Source organism: Streptomyces sp. NPDC054770 (genome assembly GCF_053611985.1).
In genome coordinates this window covers 95,619-117,341 of record NZ_JBSHBL010000001.1, presented here as the reverse complement: position 1 = coordinate 117,341, position 21,723 = coordinate 95,619, and the positions used below count along the sequence as shown (strand labels likewise).

The window sequence follows — 21,723 nt, the reverse complement described above, 5'->3', positions numbered from 1 at the left end:
GGCCCCTTACGGGGCGCTGCCCAGGCTCACCCAGGTGCCCTGCTCGGCCGAGCGGCTCATCGCGTCGAGGGCGGTGGCGCTGTGCACGGCGTCGTCGAGGGTCGGGCCGTGGGGCGTGCCGTCGGCGATCGACCGCAGGAAGTTGCAGGCCTCGATCACCTTCAGGTCGTCGTAGCCCATCGCGTTGGCCGCGCCGGGCTGGAAGGCGGCGTACTCGCCGTGGCCGGGGCCGACGAACACCGTGCTGACGGGCTGGTCCTGGTACGCCGTGCCGCGGCTGACACCCAGCTCGCCCATCCGCCGGTAGTCCCAGAAGACGGCGCCCTTGGTGCCGTGCACCTCGAAGCCGTAGTTGTTCTGCTCGCCGACCGAGACCCGGGAGGCCTCCAGGACACCCCGGGCGCCGGAGGCGAAGCGCAGCAGGCAGTTGACGTAGTCCTCGTTCTCGACGGGGCCGAGTTCGCCGCCGGTGGCGAGGGTGTGGCCGGCGGTGGCGCCGGTGGGCCGGGCCCGCTCCGGGATGAACACGGCCGTGTCGGCGGCCAGCGACTCGATGTCGCCGAGCAGGAAACGGGCCAGGTCGACGCCGTGCGAGGCCAGGTCGCCGAGGACACCGCCGCCACCGCGCGCCCGCTCGTACCGCCAGGTCAGGGCGCCGTCCGGGTGCGCCGCGTAGTCACTGAAGAGGCGGATGCGGACATGCGTCACGGTTCCGAGCTCACCGGAGGCGATCAGCTCACGGGCGTAGGCGACGGCGGGCGCGTTGCGGTAGTTGAACCCGACGGTGCCCCGCACCCCGGCCTTGGCCACCGCCTCCGACACCGCCCGCGCGTCCTGCGCGGTCAGCCCGACCGGCTTCTCGATCCAGATGTGCTTGCCGGCCTCGGCCATCGCGACGCCGATCTCGCGGTGCAGGAAGTTCGGCGCGGTGATGCTGACGGCGTGGACCCGGGGGTCGGCGACCACGTCCCGCCAGTCCCGGGTGGTGCTCCGGAACCCGAACTGCGCGGCAGCCTCCTCGGCCCGCCCCGGCACCTCCTCGGCGACGGTCACCAGCTCGGCACGCACGGGCAGCTGCGGGAAGTGGTGAGGAACCCGCTGGTAGGCCTGGCTGTGCACCCGCCCCATCCAGCCGAATCCGACGACGGCGACGCCGAGTGTTCTCACGTCCATTGGCTGCCCTTCTCCACACCGTTCCAGCGACTGCGCTGCTCACGATGGGGGCCCGCCCTATTGATGTCAAGACATTCGGGCGTCTGGACAATGCCGCGCGCACCGCCATCGTGGTCGCCCGCGCAGTTCCCCGCGCCCCTGGGTGGAGGGGGGTTCGCGCCGTGGGTCGGTGCGGCTGCGTGGGGGTTGCTCGCGCAGTTCCCCGCGCCCCTTACGGGGCTCATCGCGCGGTGGGGGTTGCTCGCGCCCTTTGGGGCGCCTCTGTGGCGCCGCCCGCTACAGCGCCCCGTCAGGGGCGCGGGGAACTGCGCGGGCGACCACGACGGTGCGGCACTGAACCACGGCGCGAACCCCCCTCCACCCAGGGGCGCGGGGAACTGCGCAAAAAGCCCCCACGGCGCCGCATCGACCCCACAGCGCGCACCCCCTCCCCCCGGCCCCCTCACCGAGGTTCCGGTGGGCGCTGCCTGGGCATGTTCGGCCGAGCCCCGTTAGGTCCCGGCGGCAGCGGAAACCTCCCGTTCAGATGCCCCGCATCCGCCCGCGGCCCCGCCGCCACCGTCGCCTGCATACCCAGCGGCGTAGGCCCCGTCCGGAACTCCACCATCCAGTCGGCCGTCTCCGTACGGACCAGCTCCGTCACGTCCTCCGAAAACCTCCGCAGCACCGCCAGACACCGCTCGGCCGCCTCGCTCGCCGTACCCTCCGCCGGCCCCAGCACCTCCCGCACGCTCTCCGACGCCCAGTCGAACTGGAGCACCTGCAACCGCCGCTGCACGGCCTGCGCCGTGGCCATGTCCCTTATCCACCCGGACGTCACCCCGAAGAACCGGTCGAGGCCGACGCAGGACACCCCCGTCAGCAGCGCGAGATACCCCCAGGGCGCCACCCCGCCGATCACCCCGGTGAGGTCGAGGAGCGGCAGCGCGGCCCCCAGTACCGCCCCCACCGCCGCCCCGCACCGCAGGGCCCGCGCGCCCCGCCGCTTCCACACCCGGTCCGCCAGATACCACGCGGCCGTCTCCAGCGCCCCGCGCTCCACCCACCGGTACAGCTCGTCGAGCCGCTCGGCCGGCTCACCCCAGTCCCCGAGCGGGAACGCCCGCCCGGTCAGATCACCCGGCCGCAGTCCGGCCGCGCCCTCGCCGCCCCGCCCGTCCTGACGCGGTCCGTCCTGACGCGGTCCCTCGGGCTGCATCTCCGGCTGACCCACCCGGCACTCCTTAACTGATCCCGAACCGACCCCGACCGGTCACATTCCGTGACATTGGACCTGATGTCGGACCTCGCGTCGGACCTGGCACTGGACCTGACAATGGATGCTGACGACGGGAACCCTTCCTACCGCCCAATGGGTGGCGAAGGCCCGGCTTTCGCCTATTTTCCGCCCGGAAGTGGGCCTTGATCAGGTATAGGACTCCCGGGAATCTCACTCGAAAGAGTGGCGGGGCGATGGCTGCGTCAACCACGTAGGCTCATGCACAACAGAGAAAATCCGGACCCGACCCAGGAGCTGATCGTGATCCCCGGTGGTGGCCAGCCCAACATGCAGCAGCTGCTCCAGCAGGCCCAGAAGATGCAGCAGGACCTGGCACGGGCCCAGGAGGAACTGGCGAACACGGAGGTCGACGGACAGGCGGGCGGCGGCCTGGTGCGGGCCACCGTGACCGGTTCCGGCGAGCTGCGCGCGCTGACGATCGACCCGAAGGCGGTGGACCCGGACGACACCGAGACCCTCGCCGACCTGGTCGTCGCGGCGGTCCAGGCGGCCAACGCGAACGCCCAGGCGCTCCAGCAGCAGAAGCTGGGCCCGCTGGCGCAGGGTCTGGGCGGCGGCAGCGGCATCCCCGGCCTGCCGTTCTGATGTTCGTCGCCCGCGCGACACCCGTACCGCCTTCCTAGGACAGGCGGCAGCCAACTACCGTACGTACCGAAAGACTCCAGGAAGGGCAGTCCGTTGTACGAAGGCGTGGTCCAGGACCTCATCGACGAGCTGGGGCGGCTTCCCGGCGTCGGTCCCAAGAGCGCGCAGCGGATCGCCTTCCACATCCTGCAAGCCGAGCCGACGGACGTACGTCGTCTCGCGCAGGCTCTCCTGGAGGTGAAGGCGAAGGTCCGCTTCTGCGCGACCTGCGGCAACGTGGCACAGGAGGAGCTGTGCAACATCTGCCGCGACACCCGCCGCGATACGACGGTCATCTGCGTGGTGGAGGAGCCGAAGGACGTGGTGGCCATCGAGCGCACCCGCGAGTTCCGCGGCCGTTACCACGTGCTCGGCGGCGCGATCAGCCCGATCGAGGGCGTCGGCCCCGACGACCTCCGGATAAGGGAACTGCTCGCCCGCCTCGCGGACGGCACGGTCACCGAGCTGATCCTCGCCACGGACCCGAACCTGGAGGGCGAGGCGACTGCCACCTACCTCGCCCGCATGATCAAACCCATGGGCCTGAAGGTCACCCGCCTGGCCAGCGGCCTCCCGGTGGGTGGCGACCTGGAATACGCGGACGAGGTCACCCTCGGCCGCGCCTTCGAGGGGAGACGACTCCTAGATGTCTGACGCCACGCTGCACGCGACCGCGCAGAACCCGGACGACTTCGCGGTCCAGATCGCGGACCAGGTGGAGAGCTTCCTGGTGGCCGTGACGGAGGTGTCGAAGGGCGACGAGCCGGACTCGGCGGTCCCCTTCCTCCTCCTGGAGGTCTCCCAGCTCCTGCTGGCCGGCGGCCGCCTCGGCGCGCACGAGGACATGGTTCCCGACGAGCGCTACGAGCCGGACCTGGGCCCGGAGCCGGACGTCGACCAGCTCCGCGAGAACTTCGCGCGCCTGCTGGACCCCATCGACGTGTACTCCGAGGTCTTCGACCCCTACGCGCCCCGCAAGGCCCCCGTCCCGGCCCGTATCTCGGACGACCTGGCCGACATCATCACCGACCTCCGCCACGGCATGGCCCACTACCGCGCGGGCCGCGTCACGGAGGCCATGTGGTGGTGGCAGTTCTCCTACTTCTCCAACTGGGGCCCCACGGCGTCCGCGGTCCTGCGCGCCCTCCAGTCCGTCCTGATCCACGTCCGCCTGAACCAGCCCCTGGAGGAACTGGACGGCCTGGACACGGACCAGGACACGATCGGCGACGAGACCCTGGAGTTCGAGGCGGGCCAGGTCATGGAACAGGAGATCGGCGGATCCCTGGGCCTGCGCTCCACGGCCAAGTAGGGCGCTACAGAGTCCACACCCCCTTCGCCACCGCCGTCACCCCGCCCGTCAACGCCAGGGCGAGGACCAGGCGGCGGGCCTGGTGTTCGGGGAGGCGGTCGTCTATCGCTCTGCCGAGCAGCCCGCCCGTCAGCATCGCGGCGCCCGCCGCCGCCCATTCCGGGCCGGTCAGGGCCGGTATCCCGTTCGCCGTCACCGAGAACGCGTTGACGACCACGCCGTAGAACTGGGCGTTCGGGACGAACTCCCGTACGGTCCAGCCCGCGTTGAGGGCGTAGAGGGAGATCGGTGGGCCGCCCACGCCCGCCGCCGAGTTCATGAAGCCGCCCACCGCGCCGGCCGTGAGCGCGCCGCCCCGGCCGCGGAGGGCGGGCAGGCGGGCGCCGCGCATCACCAGGAGGACGGCCGCCGTCACCAGGGCACCCATGGTCAGGAGGAGGTACGGCGGCGGGAGTCGGTGGGTCAGCCAGGTGCCCGCGGGCACGGTGCAGGCCGCCGCCGCGCACAGCGGGATCATCGCCGCCGGACGGACCCAGCGCCAGCCGCCCGCCAGGCCCACGACGCTGATCGCGCCCGCCGCGCAGTTGGCGAGCGCGACACCCTCGGCGGGCCCGAGGAGCAGGATCAGGGCCGGTACGGCGACCAGCGCGAAGCCCATGCCGGTCAGCCACTGCACGCTCGCGCCCAGCAGCACGATGCCGGAGAGCGGGAGCAACGTCGTCGTCATGGTGTAACTGGCTACACCAATGGTTCGGGAGTGCGCGTCCTCGTTTCGGTGTCCGGCGGACGGAATCGTTGATCTCGCCAGGTCAGCCAACCCGAGACACAAGGATCCCGCCGTGAAGCCGCTGCTCTCCTCCCGTCCCGTCCTGTGGTTCCTCTTCCTCTTCAACCTCGTCGTCGCCGCCGTCGCGCCCTTCGCCGTCGACGGCACGCAGGGCGTGCTGACCGCCGTCGGGATGGGGGTCGTCTCGCTCGGCGCCGGGGTGAGTCTGCTCAGGGGCTGAGATGTGCGCGGGCCGCATTGTGAGGCAGGGCACTTTCCCGCGTGGCGTCGCGTTGTCTGGGCAGGTTCCGGTCGCGAGCGCGGAGGTCCGGCCGGTCTCACCATGCGGGAGCAGGCCGGTGGATTTCGGACGCTCGTTAAAATGAGCCGACACAGACGAACCGAGCGAGGAGCGCACGTGGGCCTTGTCGTGCAGAAGTACGGAGGCTCCTCCGTAGCCGATGCCGAGGGCATCAAGCGCGTCGCCAAGCGGATCGTGGAAGCGAAGAAGAACGGCAACCAGGTGGTTGTCGTCGTTTCCGCGATGGGCGACACGACGGACGAGCTGATCGATCTCGCCGAGCAGGTATCCCCGATGCCTGCCGGGCGTGAGTTCGACATGCTGCTGACCGCCGGAGAGCGGATCTCCATGGCCCTGCTGGCGATGGCGATCAAAAACCTGGGCCACGAGGCCCAGTCGTTCACCGGCAGCCAGGCAGGCGTCATCACCGACTCGGTCCACAACAAAGCCCGGATCATCGACGTCACGCCGGGGCGGATCCGGACGGCCCTGGACGAGGGCAACATCGCGATCGTCGCCGGGTTCCAGGGCGTCAGCGCGGACAAGAAGGACATCACCACGCTGGGGCGCGGCGGGTCCGACACCACGGCCGTGGCGCTCGCCGCCGCGCTCGACGCCGAGGTCTGCGAGATCTACACCGACGTCGACGGTGTGTTCACCGCCGACCCGCGCGTGGTGAAGAAGGCGCGGAAGATCGACTGGATCTCCTTCGAGGACATGCTGGAGCTCGCCGCCTCCGGTTCCAAGGTGCTGCTCCACCGCTGTGTGGAGTACGCCCGCCGCTACAACATCCCGATCCACGTCCGGTCCAGCTTCAGCGGACTTCAGGGCACGTGGGTCAGCAGCAAGCCGATTGGGGACAAGAAGGTGGAGCAGGCCATCATCTCCGGTGTCGCACACGACACCTCCGAGGCCAAGATCACGGTCGTCGGTGTACCGGACAAGCCGGGCGAGGCCGCCGCCATCTTCCGGACCATCGCCGACGCCCAGATCAACATCGACATGGTCGTGCAGAACGTGTCCGCCGCCGCCACCGGCCTGACGGACATCTCCTTCACGCTCCCGAAGACCGAGGGCCGCAAGGCCATCGACGCGCTGGAGCGCAACCGGTCGGGCATCGGCTTCGACTCGCTGCGCTACGACGACCAGATCGGCAAGATCTCCCTGGTCGGCGCGGGCATGAAGACCAACCCCGGAGTCACGGCCTCGTTCTTCGAGGCGCTCAGCGACGCCGGGGTGAACATCGAGCTGATCTCGACCTCCGAGATCCGCATCTCGGTCGTCACCCGGGCCGACGACGTGCCGGAGGCCGTGCGCGCCGTGCACACCGCGTTCGGGCTCGACTCCGACTCCGACGAGGCCGTGGTCTACGGAGGCACCGGCCGATGACGGGCAAGCCGACGCTCGCGGTCGTGGGGGCGACCGGGGCCGTCGGCACGGTCATGCTCCAGATCCTGTCCCAGCGGGCGGACGTCTGGGGCGAGATCCGCCTGATCGCGTCCCCGCGCTCGGCCGGCCGCAAGCTGACCGTGCGCGGCGAGGAGGTCGAGGTGGCGGCCCTCGCGGAGGAGGCCTTCGACGGGGTCGACGTCGCGATGTTCGACGTACCCGACGAGGTGTCCGCGCGCTGGGCGCCCGTCGCCGCGGCCAAGGGCGTCGTCGTGGTGGACAACTCCGGGGCCTTCCGGATGGACCCCGAGGTGCCGCTGGTCGTCCCCGAGGTCAATCCGCACTGCGCCCGCAACCGGCCGCGCGGGATCATCGCCAACCCCAACTGCACCACCCTGTCGATGATCGTCGCCCTGGGCGCGCTGCACGCCGAGTTCGGGCTGCGCGAGCTGGTGGTGTCGTCGTACCAGGCGGTGAGCGGGGCCGGGCGGGCCGGCGTGGAGACGCTGCGGGCCCAGCTGTCGATGGTCGCCGGTACGGAGCTGGGCACCAAGCCGGGTGACGTACGGCGGGCGGTCGGGGAGCGCACCGGGCCGTTCCCGGAGCCGGTCGCGCTCAACGTCGTACCGTGGGCGGGGTCGCTGCGGGAGGACGGCTGGTCGTCGGAGGAGATGAAGGTACGGGACGAGTCCCGCAAGATCCTCGGACTGCCGAAGCTGCCGGTCGCGGTGACATGCGTACGAGTCCCGGTGGTCACCACCCACTCGCTGACGGTGCACGCCCGCTTCCAGGGCCCGGTCACGGTCGACGGGGCCCGGGAGATCCTGGACACGGCCCCGGGCGTCGTCCTCTTCGACAACCCGGCCGCCGGCGAGTTCCCGACCCCCGCCGACGTGGTGGGCACCGATCCGACCTGGGTCGGGCGGGTACGGCGGGCGCTCGACGACCCGACCGCGCTGGAACTCTTCGTGTGCGGGGACAATCTTCGTAAAGGGGCCGCGTTGAACACCGCGCAGATCGCCGAGCTGGTGGCGGCGGAGCTGACCGGCCGTTCAGGAGCGGCGGAGTTCGTATGAACAGCCGGTGACCACGGCAAATGGCATGGTGACGCTCCGCATGGGAGCGCGCCCACAGGTAGGATCCGCGTAAGAAATGTGTCCGGGAGCATGGTCCAAACCTCTTGAACCCCGACCCCCCGGCGTTCGAAGATTTTCCTCCCCGTCCTCCGCAACCATGCGGGCGGCGGGGAGCGTCTTTGCGGTCGCCCACTTACCGGGCGCTTACGCAACCGGGCCTCCGGGTCGTGGGGGCGCATGATCCTGGCGTGGGGACGCCGTGATCAGGGCGTGGGGACGCCCGTTCATATGGGACATAAAGGAAGAGCGGGACGCATGACGGCAATTGAGGCACCGTCGGGTGTGCTGCCGGACGCGCACGGAACGGTACCGGCGGTACTGGCGGTGCCGACCGAGCGGCCGTCCGGCGGGCTCGGCGTGCGCCCGTCCGGCATGCCCGGCGTAAAAGTGATGCCCGGCACGTACAACCCCATCGGGGGTAGACGTGTCCAACTGGCGTGGCAGAGGTTCTCGAACTCAGTGCGCCCCTCGGCGCGACGGCCCTGCGGCCGCCCCGCGCCGGCCAGCGCCCCCGCATGCCCGGCGCGGCCGGCGGCATGCCGGTGATCGCCCCCATGCCCGCAGCGCGGCCCACCCGCATACCCAGCCAGCGCGACGGCTCGGAGGAGACGGCGACGGCGGCCGGTACCACCGTCGACCACCTCACCGAGACCTACCGGGCGCACTACCGCTCGCTCCTCGGCCTCGCCGCGCTCCTCCTCGACGACACCGCCTCCTGCGAGGACGTCGTCCAGGAGGCCTTCATCCGCGTCCACTCCGCCCGCAAACGCGTCCGGGACCCGGAGAAGACCCTGGCCTACCTGCGCCAGACGGTCGTCAACCTCTCCCGCTCCGCGCTGCGCCGCCGCATCCTCGGACTCAAGCTCCTCTCCAAGCCGATGCCGGACGCGGCCAGCGCCGAGGAAGGCGCCTACGACCAGCTGGAGCGCCGCGACCTGATCAAGGCGATGAAGGGCCTCCAGCGCCGCCAGCGCGAGGTCCTCGTCCTGCGCTACTTCGCCGACATGACCGAGGCCCAGGTCGCCGAGACGCTCGGCATCTCGCTGGGCTCGGTGAAGGCGTACGGTTCACGCGGGATCGCGGCCCTGCGGGTGGCGATGGAGGCTGCGGCATGACCGACAGCCCCGAGGGAGGCGACTCACATGATCGCCACGAGCCCTACGCCTGGCACGAGCCGACGCCAGAACAGCACGAGCAAGAGCACACGCAATCGCACGCTGGGAACGGAACTGTGAACCACGGCCCCGACGAAAAGGGCCCCGAGGGCCTGGGACAGGGCCCTGAAGGGCTCCGGAGCGGACTCGGCGCCGGCTTCGGTCCCGGTGCCGACGTCCCCGCAACCCTGGACGGGCTCGACGCGGACGAGCTGGCCCTGCGCCGGCTGCTGCACTCCGCGGTCGACGACGTCGCGCCGCGCGACGGCGCCCTCGACCACCTGCGCCGCGCGGTGCCCGCCCGCCGGGCCCGCAAGCGCCAGGCCGCCGTCGGCATGGCGGCCGCGGCCCTGTTCATCGGCACCGCGGTCCCCGCCCTCGTGCACGTGTCCAACTCCGGCGGCACCGACCCCAACACCTCCATGGCCGGCCAGGCCTCCCAGGCGCAGGGCGGCGCCACCGGCGGCAAGAACCCGGACGGCGGCGCCAGCACCGAGGGCGGCACCAGCGGCCAGGCCACCGGCCAGAGCCCCGGCGGCGCCAAGGACGGCGGCAAGAGCGAGAGCACCGGGGCCGTCACCGGCACCAAGGTCGTCCCCACCGCCAGTGCCGCCAGCAGCGCCCCCGTCTGCACCTCCGAGCAGCTCGGCACCCCCACGGCCGGCGTCGACGCCGCCGACTCCACGGGCGTCGTCTACGGCACCTTCCGCATCGTCAACGTCTCGGCGACGAGCTGTACCGTCGGCGGCCCCGGCAGCGTGGCCCTGCTCGCACAGGGCGCGGCCGACAGCACCAAGATCAACGCCGCCCGGCACGCCTCCGGCGACCCGGCGGCCGGGCTGCCCGACCCCACCACCGAACTCACCGGCCTGATCCTGGCGCCCCGCGCGGCCTACGAGGAGAAGTTCGCCTTCGTGCCCTCGGAGACCTGCCCGACCAGCGGCTCCAGCACCGGCGGCTCCACCGACACCGGCGGCACCGACGGCGGTACGCCCTCCCCGAGCCCCTCCGAGGGCGCCAGCAGCAGCGCGGGGACGACCACGTCCGGGTCGGACGGCACCACCACCCAGCTGCTCACCGAGGACGGCGTCCCGGCCGACGGGAGCATCGCGGTCTCGTACACCCCGCAGGCCGGATCGCCGACCGGCTCGGCGACGGTGACGAACGCGTGCGCCGGGACGGTCTACTGGACCGGGGTCCTGCCGGCGGTGTGACGGCCGGGCGCCGGGCCCGGCCTCCGGCCGGTCAGACGACGGCGGTCGGCTGCTGGGCTTCCTCGTCCGGGACCAGGCCGAGCGCCGCGTCCCGGGCGAACTCCACCTCGCGGCGCAGCAGCCGGAACCACATGAACACCACGAACCCCGCGAACACGAACCACTCACCGGTGTAACCGAGGTTCTGGAACGCCTTCAGGTCGAGCCCTGAGTTGTCCGGCGCGGTCGCCGGTACGGCCGTCATCCCCGAGTCGGCCTTGTCCAGGGTGATCCACGCGTCGTACACCGAGTAGGGCACCAGGTTCACCAGGGAGGCCGCGCTGATCGCCGCCGTCTGCCCCGACGGCAGCCCGCCCTGGTTGCTGATGCCGTCGTCCCCCGGCGTCTCGGAGGCCTGCAGCGCACCGGTGACGGTGACCTCGCCGGCGGGCGGGGCGGGCGCCTCGGCGGCGTCGGCCTTGCCGGGCAGCCAGCCGCGTACGACGGGCAGGGCCTTGCCGGAGTCGGTGCGCAGCAGGGTCAGGACGTAGAAGCCGTTCTTCCCGTCGATCTGGCGGTCGGGCACGAGCAGCTGCTTGGCGTACCGGCCGGTGACGGTGGCCCGCTGGCCGGAGGTCGACTGGTCGACGGGGAGCAGGTCGGCCAGCGGCCGGGCGGCCTCCGTCTTCGCCGTCTCGACCTGCTTGTCGGCGCTGCGATGCGCCTCGACCCGCGCCTCGAAGCGGCTCAGCTGCCACGACCCCATGAAGATGCAGAACGGGATGGCGAGCAGCACGAAGACGTTGATGCCCCACCAGCGGGGTGTAAGCAGGAAGCGGTACACGCCGTCCACGGTACGGGGCGGTTCATGACGGTTTACGGGCGGGGTGGGCGCGTCCCGGGGGGCTTGGCGTCCCGGACGTCTACCTGGAGGTTCGCAAAGTTATCCACAGGCCGCGGACGCTCCTCGACGCATTGTGGGCGGGGACGGGCACTATGGGGCCATGACTGCGGCCATGAGTGAGAGCGACATGCCGGACTGGGAGAAGCGCTTCCGCGCCCCTCGGGTCTCCCTGCCGGACTGGGCGGAGGACGCCCCCGACCGTTCCCTGTTCGTGTCGAACGCGACGGGGACGTACGAGCTGTACGCCTGGGACCGCGCGAGCGGCGAGCAGCGCCAGGTGACGAACCGGCCGAACGGCACGACGGACGGGCTGCTCTCCCCGGACGGCGCGTGGATCTGGTGGTTCGACGACAAGGACGGCGACGAGTTCGGCGTCTGGCGCCGCCAGCCCTTCGGCGGCGGCGCGGACGAGGAGGCGACACCGGGCCTGGACCCGTCCTACCCCTCCGGCCTGGCGCTCGGCCGGGACGGCCGTACGGCGGTCGTGGGCCGCTCCACGGACGACGAGGGTACGACGATCTACCTGACCAGAACGAGTGAGGAGCCGCTGGAGATCTACCGGCACGCCGAGTCGGCGGGCGTCGGCGACCTCTCCCACGACGGCGCGCTGATCGCGATCGAGCACACCGAGCACGGCGACGCGATGCACTCGGCGCTGCGCGTGGTCCGTCCGGACGGCACGACGGTCGCCGAGCTCGACGACACCGACGGCGGCACCGAGGAACTGGGCCTGGAGGTACTGGGCTTCGCCCCGGTCGACGGCGACCCGCGGCTGCTGATCGGCCACCAGCGGCGCGGCCGCTGGGAACCCCTGGTCTGGAACGTCGCCTCCGGCGAGCAGACGGACCTGACCCTCGACCTGCCGGGCGACGTGAGCGCGGAGTGGTACCCGGACGGCAGCGCGCTGCTCGTCGCGCACAGCCACAAGGCCCGCAGCGACCTGTTCCGCTACGACCTGGCCACGCACCAGCTGGAGCGCATCCCGACCCCGCCGGGCTCCGTCTCGGGGGCCACGGCCCGCCCCGACGGCACCGTCGAGTACCTCTGGTCGTCGGCCGCCGAGCCGCCGGCGGTCCGCTCGACGACCGGCGGGGTGGTCCTGGACCCGCCTGGCATGAAGTGCCCCCCGTCGGTCCCGGTCTCGGACGCGTGGGTCGAGGGCCCCGGCGGCCTGATCCACGCCCTGATCCAGAAGCCGGCCGGAGCGACGGGCCCCCTGCCCACCGTCTTCGACCTGCACGGCGGCCCGACCTGGCACGACAGCGACAGCTTCGCGGCGGGCCCGGCGGCCTGGGTGGACCACGGGTACGCGGTGGTCCGCATCAACTATCGCGGCTCCACGGGCTACGGCCGGGCCTGGACGGACGCGCTGAAGCACCGGGTGGGCCTGATCGAGCTGGAGGACGTGGCGGCGGTCCGGGACTGGGCGATCGAGTCCGGCCTCGCCGACCCCGACCGCCTCATCCTGACCGGCGGCTCCTGGGGCGGCTACCTCACGCTGCTGGGCCTGGGCACCCAGCCCGGGGCCTGGACGGTGGGCATCGCCGTCGTCCCCGTCGCCGACTACGTCACCGCGTACCACGACGAGATGGAGTCCCTCAAGGCGATGGACCGCACGCTGCTGGGCGGCACCCCGGAAGAGGTCCCCGACCGCTTCGCCGCGTCCTCGCCGTTGACTTACGTCGACGACGTCAAGGCCCCCGTCTACATCTCGGCCGGTCTCAACGACCCCCGCTGCCCGATCCGCCAGATCGACAACTACGTCAACCGCCTGGCGGCCCGCTCGGCCCCGCACGAGGTCTACCGCTACGACGCGGGCCACGGCTCCCTCGTTGTCGACGAACGCATCAAGCAACTCCGCCTGGAAATGGACTTCGCAGAACGCCACCTCACGCCTACGGCGACAGCACCGACAGACTGACCCCCTTTCCCACCCACCCACCCGACTCGGTCAGCGAAGAGGCGAGGCCCTCACCCATGCTGGGCCAAGACTGGAGAAGCACCGCTCACTGCTGAGAAGCCGCGACTCAGGCGCCCCGTCAGGGAGCACCGCTCATGTTGAGAAGCCGCGGCTCAGGCGCCCCGTCAGGGGCGCGGGGCTGTATCTGATATGCGGCTCCGCCGCGTGGGCGCGAGCAGCCACCACGGCGCGGCACCGAGCCACGGCGCGGGGCTGCATTCGATATGCGGCTTCGTCGCGTGGGCGTGCTCAGCCCCCACTCGGCCGCATGCCCGCCCGCCACCGCAACCCACCCACCCCCACCCCTCAACCGAGCGAGTCGGGTGGGTGGGTGGGCGAGGCTCGGCGGCCGGACAACTCCGCCAGCCCCCTCCGCGTGGCGACCACCACCACCCGATCCCCACCCCGCAACACATACCCCCCGTCCGCAACCCCCGGCCTCCCCTCAAGCCCCAGCACCCGCCACGCCCCCGCCCGAAACGCCCCCGCCACGGTCCGCCCTTCCAACTGCGGATGCCCGCCCACCTCCACCACCGCCACCAGCAACACCTTCCGCTCCACCGGAATCGCCCCGAGGATCTGCCGCCCCAGCATCGCCCCCGCGAAGGACGGCGCCGCCAGGTACGACACACTCCGGCTCCGGGTGACCGCGTGCGGATGCGCCGCCCGCAGCGTCCGGTACACCGCCGTCGCGAAGTCGTCGTCGTACAGCCGCAGCACCGCCGTCAGATCGGGCCGCACGGACCGCGCGTACAGCACGGCCTCCAGATTCGTCGTGTCCGCACTGGTCACCGCGAGCAGCGCCTGCGCCCGATGGATCTTCGCGGCCTCCAGGACCCCTTCCTGGGTCACGTCCCCGAGCACCACCGGCACCCGCAGCCGCCGCGCCACCGCCAGCCCGCGCGCCTCGGGATCCGACTCGACGCACACCACGGGAACGTGCAGCTCCCGCAACCGCGTCAGCACGCGCGTACCGATCTTCCCCAGCCCGAGGAGCACCACATGCCCACTCAGCCCCCGAGGCGGCTTGCGCAGCGCGGAAGCGGTCCGGAAGGTGCCGAGCGCCTCCAGGACCGCCGCCAGCAGCACCGGCAGCAGCAGCAACCCGACCAGCCCGGTCAGCAACTGCAGGATCTGCCGGCCGAGCGACGCCCCGATCGCGGGATCGTCGATGGCGAACAGGTCGAGGAGCGTGTAGTAGAAGGCCCGTACCGGATGCATGCCCGTCACCACCGACAACGCGATCGCGAGCGCGACCACGCACGCCACGCTCCCGGCCAGCGACCACCTCAGCCGCCGCGAGAACAGCGAGGCGAGCGGCGGTACGACCCCGACCCCGCGCCCGGCCGGCTCCGCCGCCCCCGCGGACGACGACACATGCTCCAGCGCCATCACGCCGCGCTCGTCCGCGGCCCGTACCTGCTCCCCGTCCGGCAGCAGCAGCGGCCACCGCTCCCGGCCGCCGCCCTCGGCCGGCTCGGGCCCGGTGCCGTTCGGCGAGAGCAGCGCCAGCGGGAACAGCCCCTGCCCGTCGGCGCCCTGCCGGCCACCGGCACCCGGCGGCAGTTCCACCGCCCGCAGCACCAGGCCCTTCGTGTGGATGACCCGGCCCCGCCCGGCGAGCGCGGTGGCGGCGAGCGCGGGCGCGGCGGTGTCGGCGTCGGACAGCACGATCGTGGAGGCGTCCCCCACCGCACCGGCCCCGCCGCCGTCCGCGTCCTCGATCGCCAACGCGGCCGCCTGGTCGAGGAGTTCCTCGATGTGCTGGCCCAACCGCCGGTTGTAAAGCCGCAGTACGAGCCGCAGCCGTGGATTCAGCCGGCGGGCGGTGAGGGCGGCCCGGATGTTGGTCTCGTCGTCGTCGTACACGAGCGCCAGCGCGGCGGCCCGCTCCACACCCGCCTCGGCGAGCACCGCCTCGCTCGCCTCGACGGCCTCCAGCACCCGCTCCCCACGCGGCCCTTCACCGCCACCGCCACCGCCACCGCCACCGGATCCGGCACCGGCGTCCGAACCGGAACCACCGTTCCCGCCGCCGTTGCCACCGTTGCCGCCCGTCCGCCCCACGGCCGCACTGACCACCCGGTCGAACAGCGCGGCCGACGCGGCCCGGGCGCGCCCGACGACCGGCGGCCGGGCGATGCGCACGTTCGGCGGTACGACAAGGGTGACCTGCTCGCCGTAGACCGTGCGCAACTCGGCGGCCAGCCGGTGCGCGAGCCCGTCGTCCCCGCAGACCACCATCTGCGCCGGACCGCCACCACCTTGATACGGAACGCTAGCCACAAGGGAAAAGACTGCCTCAACGGGACGCATGGTTCCAGCAACGAAGTGAACAGCCGCCCCTGACCGCCCGTAGGGAAAGGGAAGGGAGCATAATCCCCGATCTGACCGAAGTGCCGGAGGTATCCGACCCGTGGCCATCACCGAGAAAGCCGCCCCGCCCGGCGCCGCGCCCGAGGACGGGACGCCTGGCGGCGACGGCACCCGTACCCCGCCCGGCCAGGAGGGCTGGCACCTCAACTCGCCCATGGCCCTGACCCTGCTCCTCCTCGTGGTCGTGGTGTTCCAGGGCCCGGTGCGCGGCGCGCTGTCGAAGCCGGTGATGCAGAGCTGGATGACGGTGTTCGTGGCGGTGGTCGTCCAGGCGCTCCCGTTCCTCGTCCTCGGCGTGCTCCTGTCCGCGGCGATCGCGGTCTTCGTCCCGCCCTCCTTCTTCGCCCGCGCCCTGCCGGGCCACCCCGCCCTGGCGGTACCGGTCGCGGGTCTGGCCGGGGTGGTCCTCCCGGGCTGCGAGTGCGCGTCGGTCCCGGTGGCCGGCGCCCTGGTCCGCCGGGGCGTCACCCCGGCCGCGGCGATCGCCTTCCTCCTCTCCGCCCCCGCGATCAACCCGATCGTGCTGACGGCGACGGCGGTGGCGTTCCCGCGCAACCCCGAGATGGTGGTGGGCCGGTTCGCCGGCAGTCTGCTGGTGGCCTGCGTGATGGGCTGGCTGTGGCAGCGGCTCGGCCGTACCGACTGGCTGCGGCTGCCGGCGCACGCGCACCACGAGGGCGAGACCAAGGGGGAGGCGTTCTGGTCCTCGGTCCGCCACGACACCATGCACGCGGGCGGCTTCCTGGTCCTCGGCGCGATGGCGGCGGCGACCCTGAAGGCGGTGGCCCCGGCGGAGTGGCTGCGTACGGCGGCCGCCAACCCGGTGGTCGCGATCCTCGCCCTGGCGATCCTGGCCGTACTCCTGTCCATCTGCTCGGAGGCGGACGCGTTCGTGGCGGCTTCCCTGACCCAGTTCTCGCTCACCGCGAAGCTGGCCTTCCTGATCGTGGGCCCGATGATCGACCTGAAACTCTTCGCGATGCAGGCGGGCACCTTCGGCCGCGGCTTCGCCCTGCGCTTCGCCCCGGCCACCTTCGTGGCGGCGATCGCGGGCGCGGTCCTGACCGGGGCGGTGCTGCTGTGAACCGGCAGGCACAGGCTGCGGTGATGTTCCTGGTGGGCGCGGCCCTGCTGCACGCGGGCGGGACCAACCTCTACCTGCGCTACGTCAAGGCGGGCCTGCAGCCGCTGGTGCTGGCCGCGGGCGCCGTCCTGATCGTCTCGGCGCTGGCCACGGCGTGGTACGAGTGGAAGCGCGCCCGCGCCCGGAAGACGGCCGTGCCCGAGGCACACCCCGAGACCCAGACACACGGGACCGAGGCACACCCCGAGGCGCATGCCCACCCCGAACCCCGCATCTCCTGGCTGCTGGTCCTCCCCCTCCTCGCCCTGATCCTCGTCGCCCCGCCCGCGCTCGGCTCCTACAGCGCGCTGCGCACCGGCACGGCCCTGCAACAGCCGTACGGCTACCTGAAGTTGCCCAAGTCCGACCCGATACCGCTCAACCTGGTCGACTACGCGGGTCGCGCGGTGTACGACCACGGCCGTTCGCTGGCCGGCCACCAGGTCCGGATCGCCGGCTTCGTGGCCGTGGACGGCAACGGCACCCCGTATCTCGTCCGCATGGCCCTCAACTGCTGCGCGGCGGACGCCCAGCCGGTGAAGGTGGGCCTGACCGGCAAGATCCCCCCGGTCCTGCAACCGGACGCCTGGCTCCAGGTGACGGGCACCTACACCAGCAAGCAGACCCGTGACCCGGTGAACAACGGCCCGATCCCGTTCCTCCAGGTCACCGCGGCCAAGCCGATCCCGACCCCGGCCGACCCGTACGACGAGACCTGGAACACCTGACCCCGTGTTACGCTCCGCCTGCTCTGCGGCCGGGGACCGCAGTCAGGGGGAGGAACACACGTGAACAGGCGTAGGAACGGGTTTGTCCTGCTGCTCGCGGGCGCGTTGGTGACGGCGTTGCCGGCAGTCGCGGCCGCCGACGGGACTCCGGTCGACCCGGCCCTGCCGACGCCCACCGTGCCGGCCGGCCAGAGCTGCGGCAGCGCGGACAGCCCGGTCTGGAGCACCGTCTCCACCCCGCCGCCCGCGGGGTTCTCCGCGCAGATCGGGATTCCGCGGCCGACGGTGAACGGGGTGAAGTACCAGGGCGTGGTGCACGCCTGGGACGCGGACGGCACCCAGGCGGCGGACGGCTCCGCCGACGGCCTGCCGGTGACCTCCCAGTCCGTTTACGTTCCGCTGCCCCTGACGGACGGTCACACCTACGGCTGGCACGCGTCGACGTACGACGGCACGTCCTATTCCGCCCCGACCGACCCCTGCTACTTCCGCGTGGACGGCAGCGGGCCGGTCACCCCGGCCGTGACCAACCCGGACTTCCCGCCGGCGGGGACCCCGAAGAAGGCGGCCGGCCAGCCCACCACGTTCAGCCTCTCCTCCGCCGAGTCCCTGCCCGCGGGCTGCGCGGCGGCGGGCGGCCCGGACTGCGCGGCCAGCGGCCTGGACCACTTCGTCTACGGCCTGGACCAGCAGCCCGGCAGCGGCGCCGCAGCACTGCCGGCCGACGCGGCGGGCACGGCCGACCTGACGGTCGCGCTGCCCTGGGGCGTCCACACCCTGTACGTCGAAGCGGTGGACGCGGCGGGCAACCGTTCCTCCGCGGCCGCGTACCAGCTGACCGTCCCGTCCCAGCTCCCGCCCGCGGCCACCGACCTGACCCTCGCCACCAACGCGTCGTCGTACGACTACGGCGCGACGGCGAAGCTCACCGCCCACCTCGGCCAGACCGACGGCAGCCGTACCGTCGCCCTCTACGCCCAGCCGTACGACGGGAAGAAGGTACTGGTCACGACGGGGCAGGCGGATGCCGACGGCGATCTGACGGCGACGTACAAGGTCACCCGCAGGACCGCGTTCACCGCGGAGTTCGCGGGCGACGACCGCCACGCCCCCGCCACGGCGGCCCGGACGGTGACCGCGCGGGCCCGGGTGGCGGAGTCCCTGACGGGCTCCTACACCACGACCCACTACGGCAGCACCCTGTACCGGGTCTACCACCACACCGCCGAGGCGAAGCAGACCGCCACGGTCGCCCCGGCCAAGCCGGGCCAGTGCGTCCGCTTCCAGATCCAGCGCTACGCCTCCGGCACCTGGCACACCGAGAGCACCTCCGCGTGCCGTGCGCTGACGTCCCGGAGCACCGCCGCCACGAGCGTGACGCTGACCAGGTCGGCGGGGCAGCGGTTCCGAATCCGCGCCGAGTACGTCCCGACCAGCAAGGACACCGGAAACCTCAGCACCTGGGGCGCCTGGCAGTACTACGCCGTACGCCGCTGATCCCTACCGCTCCCCGAAGAACGCGGCCAGTTTCGCGACCGCCGGGGTGACGTACTCGTCCCGGTCGTAGAGGCCGACGTGGGTCGCGCCGTCGATCCAGTGCAGTTCCTTGGGGCCGGTGGCCCGCTGGAACGCGGCCACGCTCATCCAGGAGGTCACCGCCTCCCGGCCGGCGATCAGCAACAGGGGCCGCGGGGCGAGCAGTCCGAGGGCGTGGAAGGCGTCGAAGGCGGCGATGCGGTCGACGCTGTGCCAGGTGAACTCCTCCGCGGCGCGGGGGTGCCGGGCCCGGGGGGTGCGGTAGTACTCCCAGCCCTCGTGGGCGTGCGGGCCGCCGGCGCGTGCCTCGTCCTCGGTCGCGGGGAAGAGCGGGAAGGCCGGGACGCCTTCGCCGTGCGCCTCCGCGGTGCGCGCCGCCGCGGCCGCGGCCAGCATGCCCTGGAGGACGGCGGGGTCCTGACCGCCGTCGGCGCCGTGCCGGAACTGGCGGCCGATGTCGACGGCGCTGACGGTGGCGACGGCTCTGATCCGCCGGTCGGTCGCGGCGGCGGCGAGGGCGTACCCGCCGGAGGCGCAGATCCCGAGCGCCGAGATCCGGTCGGGGTCCGCCTCCGCCCGGGTGGTGAGGAAGGAGACGGCGGCCCTGAGGTCCTCGACCCGCTGGGCCGGGTCCTCGAGCCCCCGGGGCTCGCCCTCGCTCTCCCCCTGGTGGGCGGCGTCGAAGGCGAGGGTGACGAACCCGTGCTCGGCGAGGCGCCGCGCGTACAGCCCGGCGGCCTGCTCCTTCACCCCGGAGCCGGGGTGCCCGACGACGACGGCGGGACGCGGTCCGGCGGAGTCGCCGTCGGGTGTGTACAGATGGCCGGCGATCTTCAGTCCGGCGCTGGGGAAGGTGACGTGGGTCTTCATGCCCCTCACCGTCGCGCCGCCCGCACCCGGGTGCCAGGGAGGGTCCTGCCTGTGCAGACCAGTACCAGGCACCGGGAGCCGCGGGGACGGACACTGGACCCATGACCCCCGACGCTCCGGCACCCGGCAACGAACTGGGCGAGTTCCTGCGCGCCCGTCGCGCCGCCCTGTCCCCGCGGCAGGCAGGTCTGCCGGACGACGGCCGCCTGCGCCGGGTACCGGGTCTGCGCCGCGAGGAACTGGCCCAGCTGGCGCACATGAGCATCGACTACGTGGTCCGCCTGGAGCAGGGTCGCACCCGCAGGGTCTCCCGCCCGGTCCTGGACGCCCTGGCCGACGCCCTCCAACTCGCCCCGGACGAACGGGACCACCTCCTCACCCTGGCCGACGTCGCCCCCGCCGCCGCACCGCGCCGCCCGGGCCGTCCCGAGCCGGCCCCCGGCCTGCGCCAGCTGCTGGCGACGATGCCCGACGTCCCGGCGATGATCCTGAACCGCCGGATGGACGTACTGGCCTGGAACGCCGGGGCGGCCGCCCTTCTCACCGACTTCGCGGCGCTGCCGCCGTCCGCACGCAACCTCATCCGGCTCACGTTCCTGGACGAGAACGTCCGCGCCCTGTACGCGGACTGGCCGCGGGCGGCCCGCGAATGCGTGGCGGTCCTGCGCATGGAGGCGGGCCGCGCCCCCGACGACCCCGCCCTGACCGCCCTCGTCGCCGAACTGACCGACCGCGACCGGGACTTCCGTACCTGGTGGGCCACCCACCAGGTGCGCGGTCCCCGACAGCTCGCCAAGACCTACCACCATCCCCTGGCCGGCCCCCTCACCCTCGACGTCCACCAGTTCTCGGTCGACACCCACCCCGACCAGCAGCTCATCGCCTACACCCCACCCCCCGGCTCCCCGTCCCAGGAGGCCCTGCGCTTCCTGCTCCAGTGGTCGGGCACGGCGCGTACGCGATGACCAGGACGGGTTGTCGTGAAAGATCGAAATGGCATTGATTCTTTCTTTAAAGAACTCCCATTAGGTCAATTCCGGCTGCGAAGCGAGAAAAACAGGCCACATGCTGTCATGCCTGTCAGCCGCAACACCCCTCGGCGGCAGCATGGTCGGGCGCTGGAACGGCGCGTCGCGTCACGGAACGGGATCGTCGGGGGTACTGGTGAATCAGGCGTGGGCGCCGTCCACTTTTCTGGGCCGGTTACGGAACACGACACGTGAGGAACTGCTCGGTCAGGGGACCCTGATCAGCTATCCGACGCATCGCACCCTGCTGCAGCAGGGGGACGAGAGCAGGCACGTCCTGTTGATCACGAGCGGTGTCGTGAAGATCGTCGCCAGCGCGGAGAGCGGCTACGACATGCTGCTCGCCGTCCGCATAGCGGGTGACCTGGTCGGTGAGATGGCGGCCTTCGAGGAGCGCCCCCGGTCCGGCACGGTGGTCGCGTGCAGCGACGGGACCGCCCTGATCGTCCAGGTGCGCACGCTGGAGGCCTTCCTCACCCGGCATCCGGACGCCATGCGGGCCATCCTCCACATGCTCTGCGCCCGGCTGCGCTGGGCCAACCGGCGCCGGATCGACTTCCAGGCCTACGACTCGCTGACCCGGCTGGCCCGGGTCCTCGCCGAGTTGAGCCGGTCCTACGCCCAGCCCGTGCCGGACGGCGACGGAAAGCGCTGCGTCCTCGGGGTGACGCTCACCCAGAAGGAGCTCGCGTCGCTGGCGGGCCTCGCTCTCAACACGGCCGAAAAGAATCTGGCAACTCTGACGGCCATGGGACTGGTGGAGCGCAGTTACCGCAACATAACCATCTGTGACGTTCCGAAACTGCTTGAATTCGCCAAAGTCGTTACCGACAACCCGTAGTGGTACGGGATCACTCCAGCCACTCTCTCC

20 protein-coding genes are annotated in these 21,723 nt (G+C 72.1%); 14 read left to right on the top strand and 6 right to left on the bottom strand.

Annotated features, from left to right (window positions below; all coding sequences use genetic code 11):
* Nucleotides 1–6: 6 nt before the first annotated feature.
* Both ACWGKQ_RS00490 and ACWGKQ_RS00485 read right to left on the bottom strand, forming a co-directional pair.
* Nucleotides 7–1,173 (bottom strand): Gfo/Idh/MocA family protein, encoded by a 1,167-nt coding sequence (locus ACWGKQ_RS00490; protein WP_453289633.1) that lies wholly within the window; start codon nt 1,171–1,173, stop codon nt 7–9.
* 442 nt (nt 1,174–1,615) lie between these two features.
* Nucleotides 1,616–2,386 carry an SLATT domain-containing protein gene (locus tag ACWGKQ_RS00485; protein ID WP_453289632.1) on the bottom strand — a complete coding sequence of 257 codons (771 nt, stop codon included), beginning with the start codon at nt 2,384–2,386 and terminating at the stop codon, nt 1,616–1,618.
* A gap of 306 nt (nt 2,387–2,692) precedes the next feature.
* Here ACWGKQ_RS00485 and ACWGKQ_RS00480 point away from each other — a divergent pair, with 306 nt between their 5' ends.
* The 3 genes from ACWGKQ_RS00480 (at nt 2,693) to ACWGKQ_RS00470 (ending at nt 4,388) form a co-directional block, all read left to right on the top strand.
* Nucleotides 2,693–3,037 carry a YbaB/EbfC family nucleoid-associated protein gene (locus ACWGKQ_RS00480; protein WP_453289999.1) on the top strand — a complete coding sequence of 115 codons (345 nt, stop codon included), beginning with the start codon at nt 2,693–2,695 and terminating at the stop codon, nt 3,035–3,037.
* Between the two features lie 93 nt (nt 3,038–3,130).
* Entirely contained in the window at nt 3,131–3,730 is a 600-nt protein-coding gene (recR, locus tag ACWGKQ_RS00475) for a recombination mediator RecR (RefSeq protein WP_453289631.1), read from the top strand.
* Entirely contained in the window at nt 3,723–4,388 is a 666-nt protein-coding gene (locus tag ACWGKQ_RS00470; RefSeq protein WP_453289630.1) for a DUF5063 domain-containing protein, read from the top strand. The genes recR and ACWGKQ_RS00470 overlap by 8 nt, the downstream gene beginning before the upstream one ends.
* A 4-nt stretch (nt 4,389–4,392) precedes the next feature.
* Here the strand turns inward: ACWGKQ_RS00470 and ACWGKQ_RS00465 are convergent, their stop codons facing one another.
* A complete protein-coding gene (locus ACWGKQ_RS00465) occupies nt 4,393–5,115 on the bottom strand; it encodes a sulfite exporter TauE/SafE family protein (protein WP_453289629.1) in 723 nt (240 codons plus the stop codon).
* A gap of 112 nt (nt 5,116–5,227) precedes the next feature.
* Between ACWGKQ_RS00465 and ACWGKQ_RS00460 the strand changes: the two genes are divergently transcribed.
* From ACWGKQ_RS00460 to ACWGKQ_RS00440, 5 genes are all read left to right on the top strand, one after another.
* Nucleotides 5,228–5,395, top strand: a complete 168-nt coding sequence (locus ACWGKQ_RS00460) for a hypothetical protein (RefSeq protein ID WP_351740448.1) — start codon at nt 5,228–5,230, stop codon at nt 5,393–5,395.
* A 177-nt stretch (nt 5,396–5,572) separates the two neighbouring features.
* Nucleotides 5,573–6,844: an aspartate kinase gene (locus ACWGKQ_RS00455; RefSeq protein ID WP_453289628.1), complete on the top strand. Its 1,272-nt coding sequence runs from the start codon at nt 5,573–5,575 to the stop codon at nt 6,842–6,844.
* Nucleotides 6,841–7,920: an aspartate-semialdehyde dehydrogenase gene (locus tag ACWGKQ_RS00450; RefSeq protein WP_453289627.1), complete on the top strand. Its 1,080-nt coding sequence runs from the start codon at nt 6,841–6,843 to the stop codon at nt 7,918–7,920. The genes ACWGKQ_RS00455 and ACWGKQ_RS00450 overlap by 4 nt, the downstream gene beginning before the upstream one ends.
* A gap of 497 nt (nt 7,921–8,417) precedes the next feature.
* Nucleotides 8,418–9,095, top strand: a complete 678-nt coding sequence (locus ACWGKQ_RS00445) for a SigE family RNA polymerase sigma factor (RefSeq protein WP_453289626.1) — start codon at nt 8,418–8,420, stop codon at nt 9,093–9,095.
* A 116-nt stretch (nt 9,096–9,211) separates the two neighbouring features.
* On the top strand, nt 9,212–10,348 hold the full coding sequence (locus ACWGKQ_RS00440) for a hypothetical protein (RefSeq protein WP_453289625.1): 1,137 nt from the start codon (nt 9,212–9,214) through the stop codon (nt 10,346–10,348).
* A 31-nt stretch (nt 10,349–10,379) separates the two neighbouring features.
* On the opposite strand, the gene ACWGKQ_RS00435 is transcribed toward ACWGKQ_RS00440, so the two are convergent.
* On the bottom strand, nt 10,380–11,171 hold the full coding sequence (locus ACWGKQ_RS00435; protein WP_453289624.1) for an SURF1 family protein: 792 nt from the start codon (nt 11,169–11,171) through the stop codon (nt 10,380–10,382).
* Between the two features lie 160 nt (nt 11,172–11,331).
* On the opposite strand from ACWGKQ_RS00435, the gene ACWGKQ_RS00430 reads away from it, so the two are divergent.
* Nucleotides 11,332–13,152, top strand: coding sequence for a S9 family peptidase (locus ACWGKQ_RS00430; RefSeq protein WP_453289623.1), 1,821 nt, complete (start codon nt 11,332–11,334; stop codon nt 13,150–13,152).
* A 345-nt stretch (nt 13,153–13,497) separates the two neighbouring features.
* On the opposite strand, the gene ACWGKQ_RS00425 is transcribed toward ACWGKQ_RS00430, so the two are convergent.
* Entirely contained in the window at nt 13,498–15,435 is a 1,938-nt protein-coding gene (locus ACWGKQ_RS00425; protein ID WP_453289998.1) for an NAD-binding protein, read from the bottom strand.
* A 172-nt stretch (nt 15,436–15,607) separates the two neighbouring features.
* Between ACWGKQ_RS00425 and ACWGKQ_RS00420 the strand changes: the two genes are divergently transcribed.
* Genes ACWGKQ_RS00420 through ACWGKQ_RS00410 form a run of 3 tightly spaced genes read left to right on the top strand, consistent with a single transcriptional unit; the run spans nt 15,608 to nt 18,915 of the window.
* Nucleotides 15,608–16,651 carry a permease gene (locus ACWGKQ_RS00420; RefSeq protein WP_453289622.1) on the top strand — a complete coding sequence of 348 codons (1,044 nt, stop codon included), beginning with the start codon at nt 15,608–15,610 and terminating at the stop codon, nt 16,649–16,651.
* Nucleotides 16,648–17,418, top strand: a complete 771-nt coding sequence (locus ACWGKQ_RS00415; protein ID WP_453289621.1) for a TIGR03943 family putative permease subunit — start codon at nt 16,648–16,650, stop codon at nt 17,416–17,418. The genes ACWGKQ_RS00420 and ACWGKQ_RS00415 overlap by 4 nt, the downstream gene beginning before the upstream one ends.
* A gap of 60 nt (nt 17,419–17,478) precedes the next feature.
* Entirely contained in the window at nt 17,479–18,915 is a 1,437-nt protein-coding gene (locus tag ACWGKQ_RS00410; RefSeq protein WP_453289620.1) for a hypothetical protein, read from the top strand.
* A 3-nt stretch (nt 18,916–18,918) separates the two neighbouring features.
* Here the strand turns inward: ACWGKQ_RS00410 and ACWGKQ_RS00405 are convergent, their stop codons facing one another.
* On the bottom strand, nt 18,919–19,824 hold the full coding sequence (locus ACWGKQ_RS00405; RefSeq protein WP_453289619.1) for an alpha/beta hydrolase: 906 nt from the start codon (nt 19,822–19,824) through the stop codon (nt 18,919–18,921).
* A 101-nt stretch (nt 19,825–19,925) separates the two neighbouring features.
* Here ACWGKQ_RS00405 and ACWGKQ_RS00400 point away from each other — a divergent pair, with 101 nt between their 5' ends.
* Nucleotides 19,926–20,789, top strand: coding sequence for a helix-turn-helix transcriptional regulator (locus ACWGKQ_RS00400; protein ID WP_453289618.1), 864 nt, complete (start codon nt 19,926–19,928; stop codon nt 20,787–20,789).
* Nucleotides 20,790–20,988: 199 nt separating this feature from the next.
* On the top strand, nt 20,989–21,693 hold the full coding sequence (locus ACWGKQ_RS00395; RefSeq protein ID WP_453289617.1) for a Crp/Fnr family transcriptional regulator: 705 nt from the start codon (nt 20,989–20,991) through the stop codon (nt 21,691–21,693).
* The last annotated feature ends 30 nt before the right edge of the window (nt 21,694–21,723 follow it).

What these genes read in the sequence shown, in the direction of transcription:
- ACWGKQ_RS00490 (WP_453289633.1), bottom strand. Translation starts at nt 1,173, where the DNA reads ATGGACGTGAGAACACTCGGCGTCGCCGTCGTCGGATTCGGCTGGATG.
- ACWGKQ_RS00470 (WP_453289630.1), top strand. Translation starts at nt 3,723, where the DNA reads ATGTCTGACGCCACGCTGCACGCGACCGCGCAGAACCCGGACGACTTC.
- ACWGKQ_RS00465 (WP_453289629.1), bottom strand. Translation starts at nt 5,115, where the DNA reads ATGACGACGACGTTGCTCCCGCTCTCCGGCATCGTGCTGCTGGGCGCG.
- ACWGKQ_RS00450 (WP_453289627.1), top strand. Translation starts at nt 6,841, where the DNA reads ATGACGGGCAAGCCGACGCTCGCGGTCGTGGGGGCGACCGGGGCCGTC.
- ACWGKQ_RS00430 (WP_453289623.1), top strand. Translation starts at nt 11,332, where the DNA reads ATGACTGCGGCCATGAGTGAGAGCGACATGCCGGACTGGGAGAAGCGC.
- ACWGKQ_RS00425 (WP_453289998.1), bottom strand. Translation starts at nt 15,435, where the DNA reads ATGGTGGTCTGCGGGGACGACGGGCTCGCGCACCGGCTGGCCGCCGAG.
- ACWGKQ_RS00405 (WP_453289619.1), bottom strand. Translation starts at nt 19,824, where the DNA reads ATGAAGACCCACGTCACCTTCCCCAGCGCCGGACTGAAGATCGCCGGC.
- ACWGKQ_RS00400 (WP_453289618.1), top strand. Translation starts at nt 19,926, where the DNA reads ATGACCCCCGACGCTCCGGCACCCGGCAACGAACTGGGCGAGTTCCTG.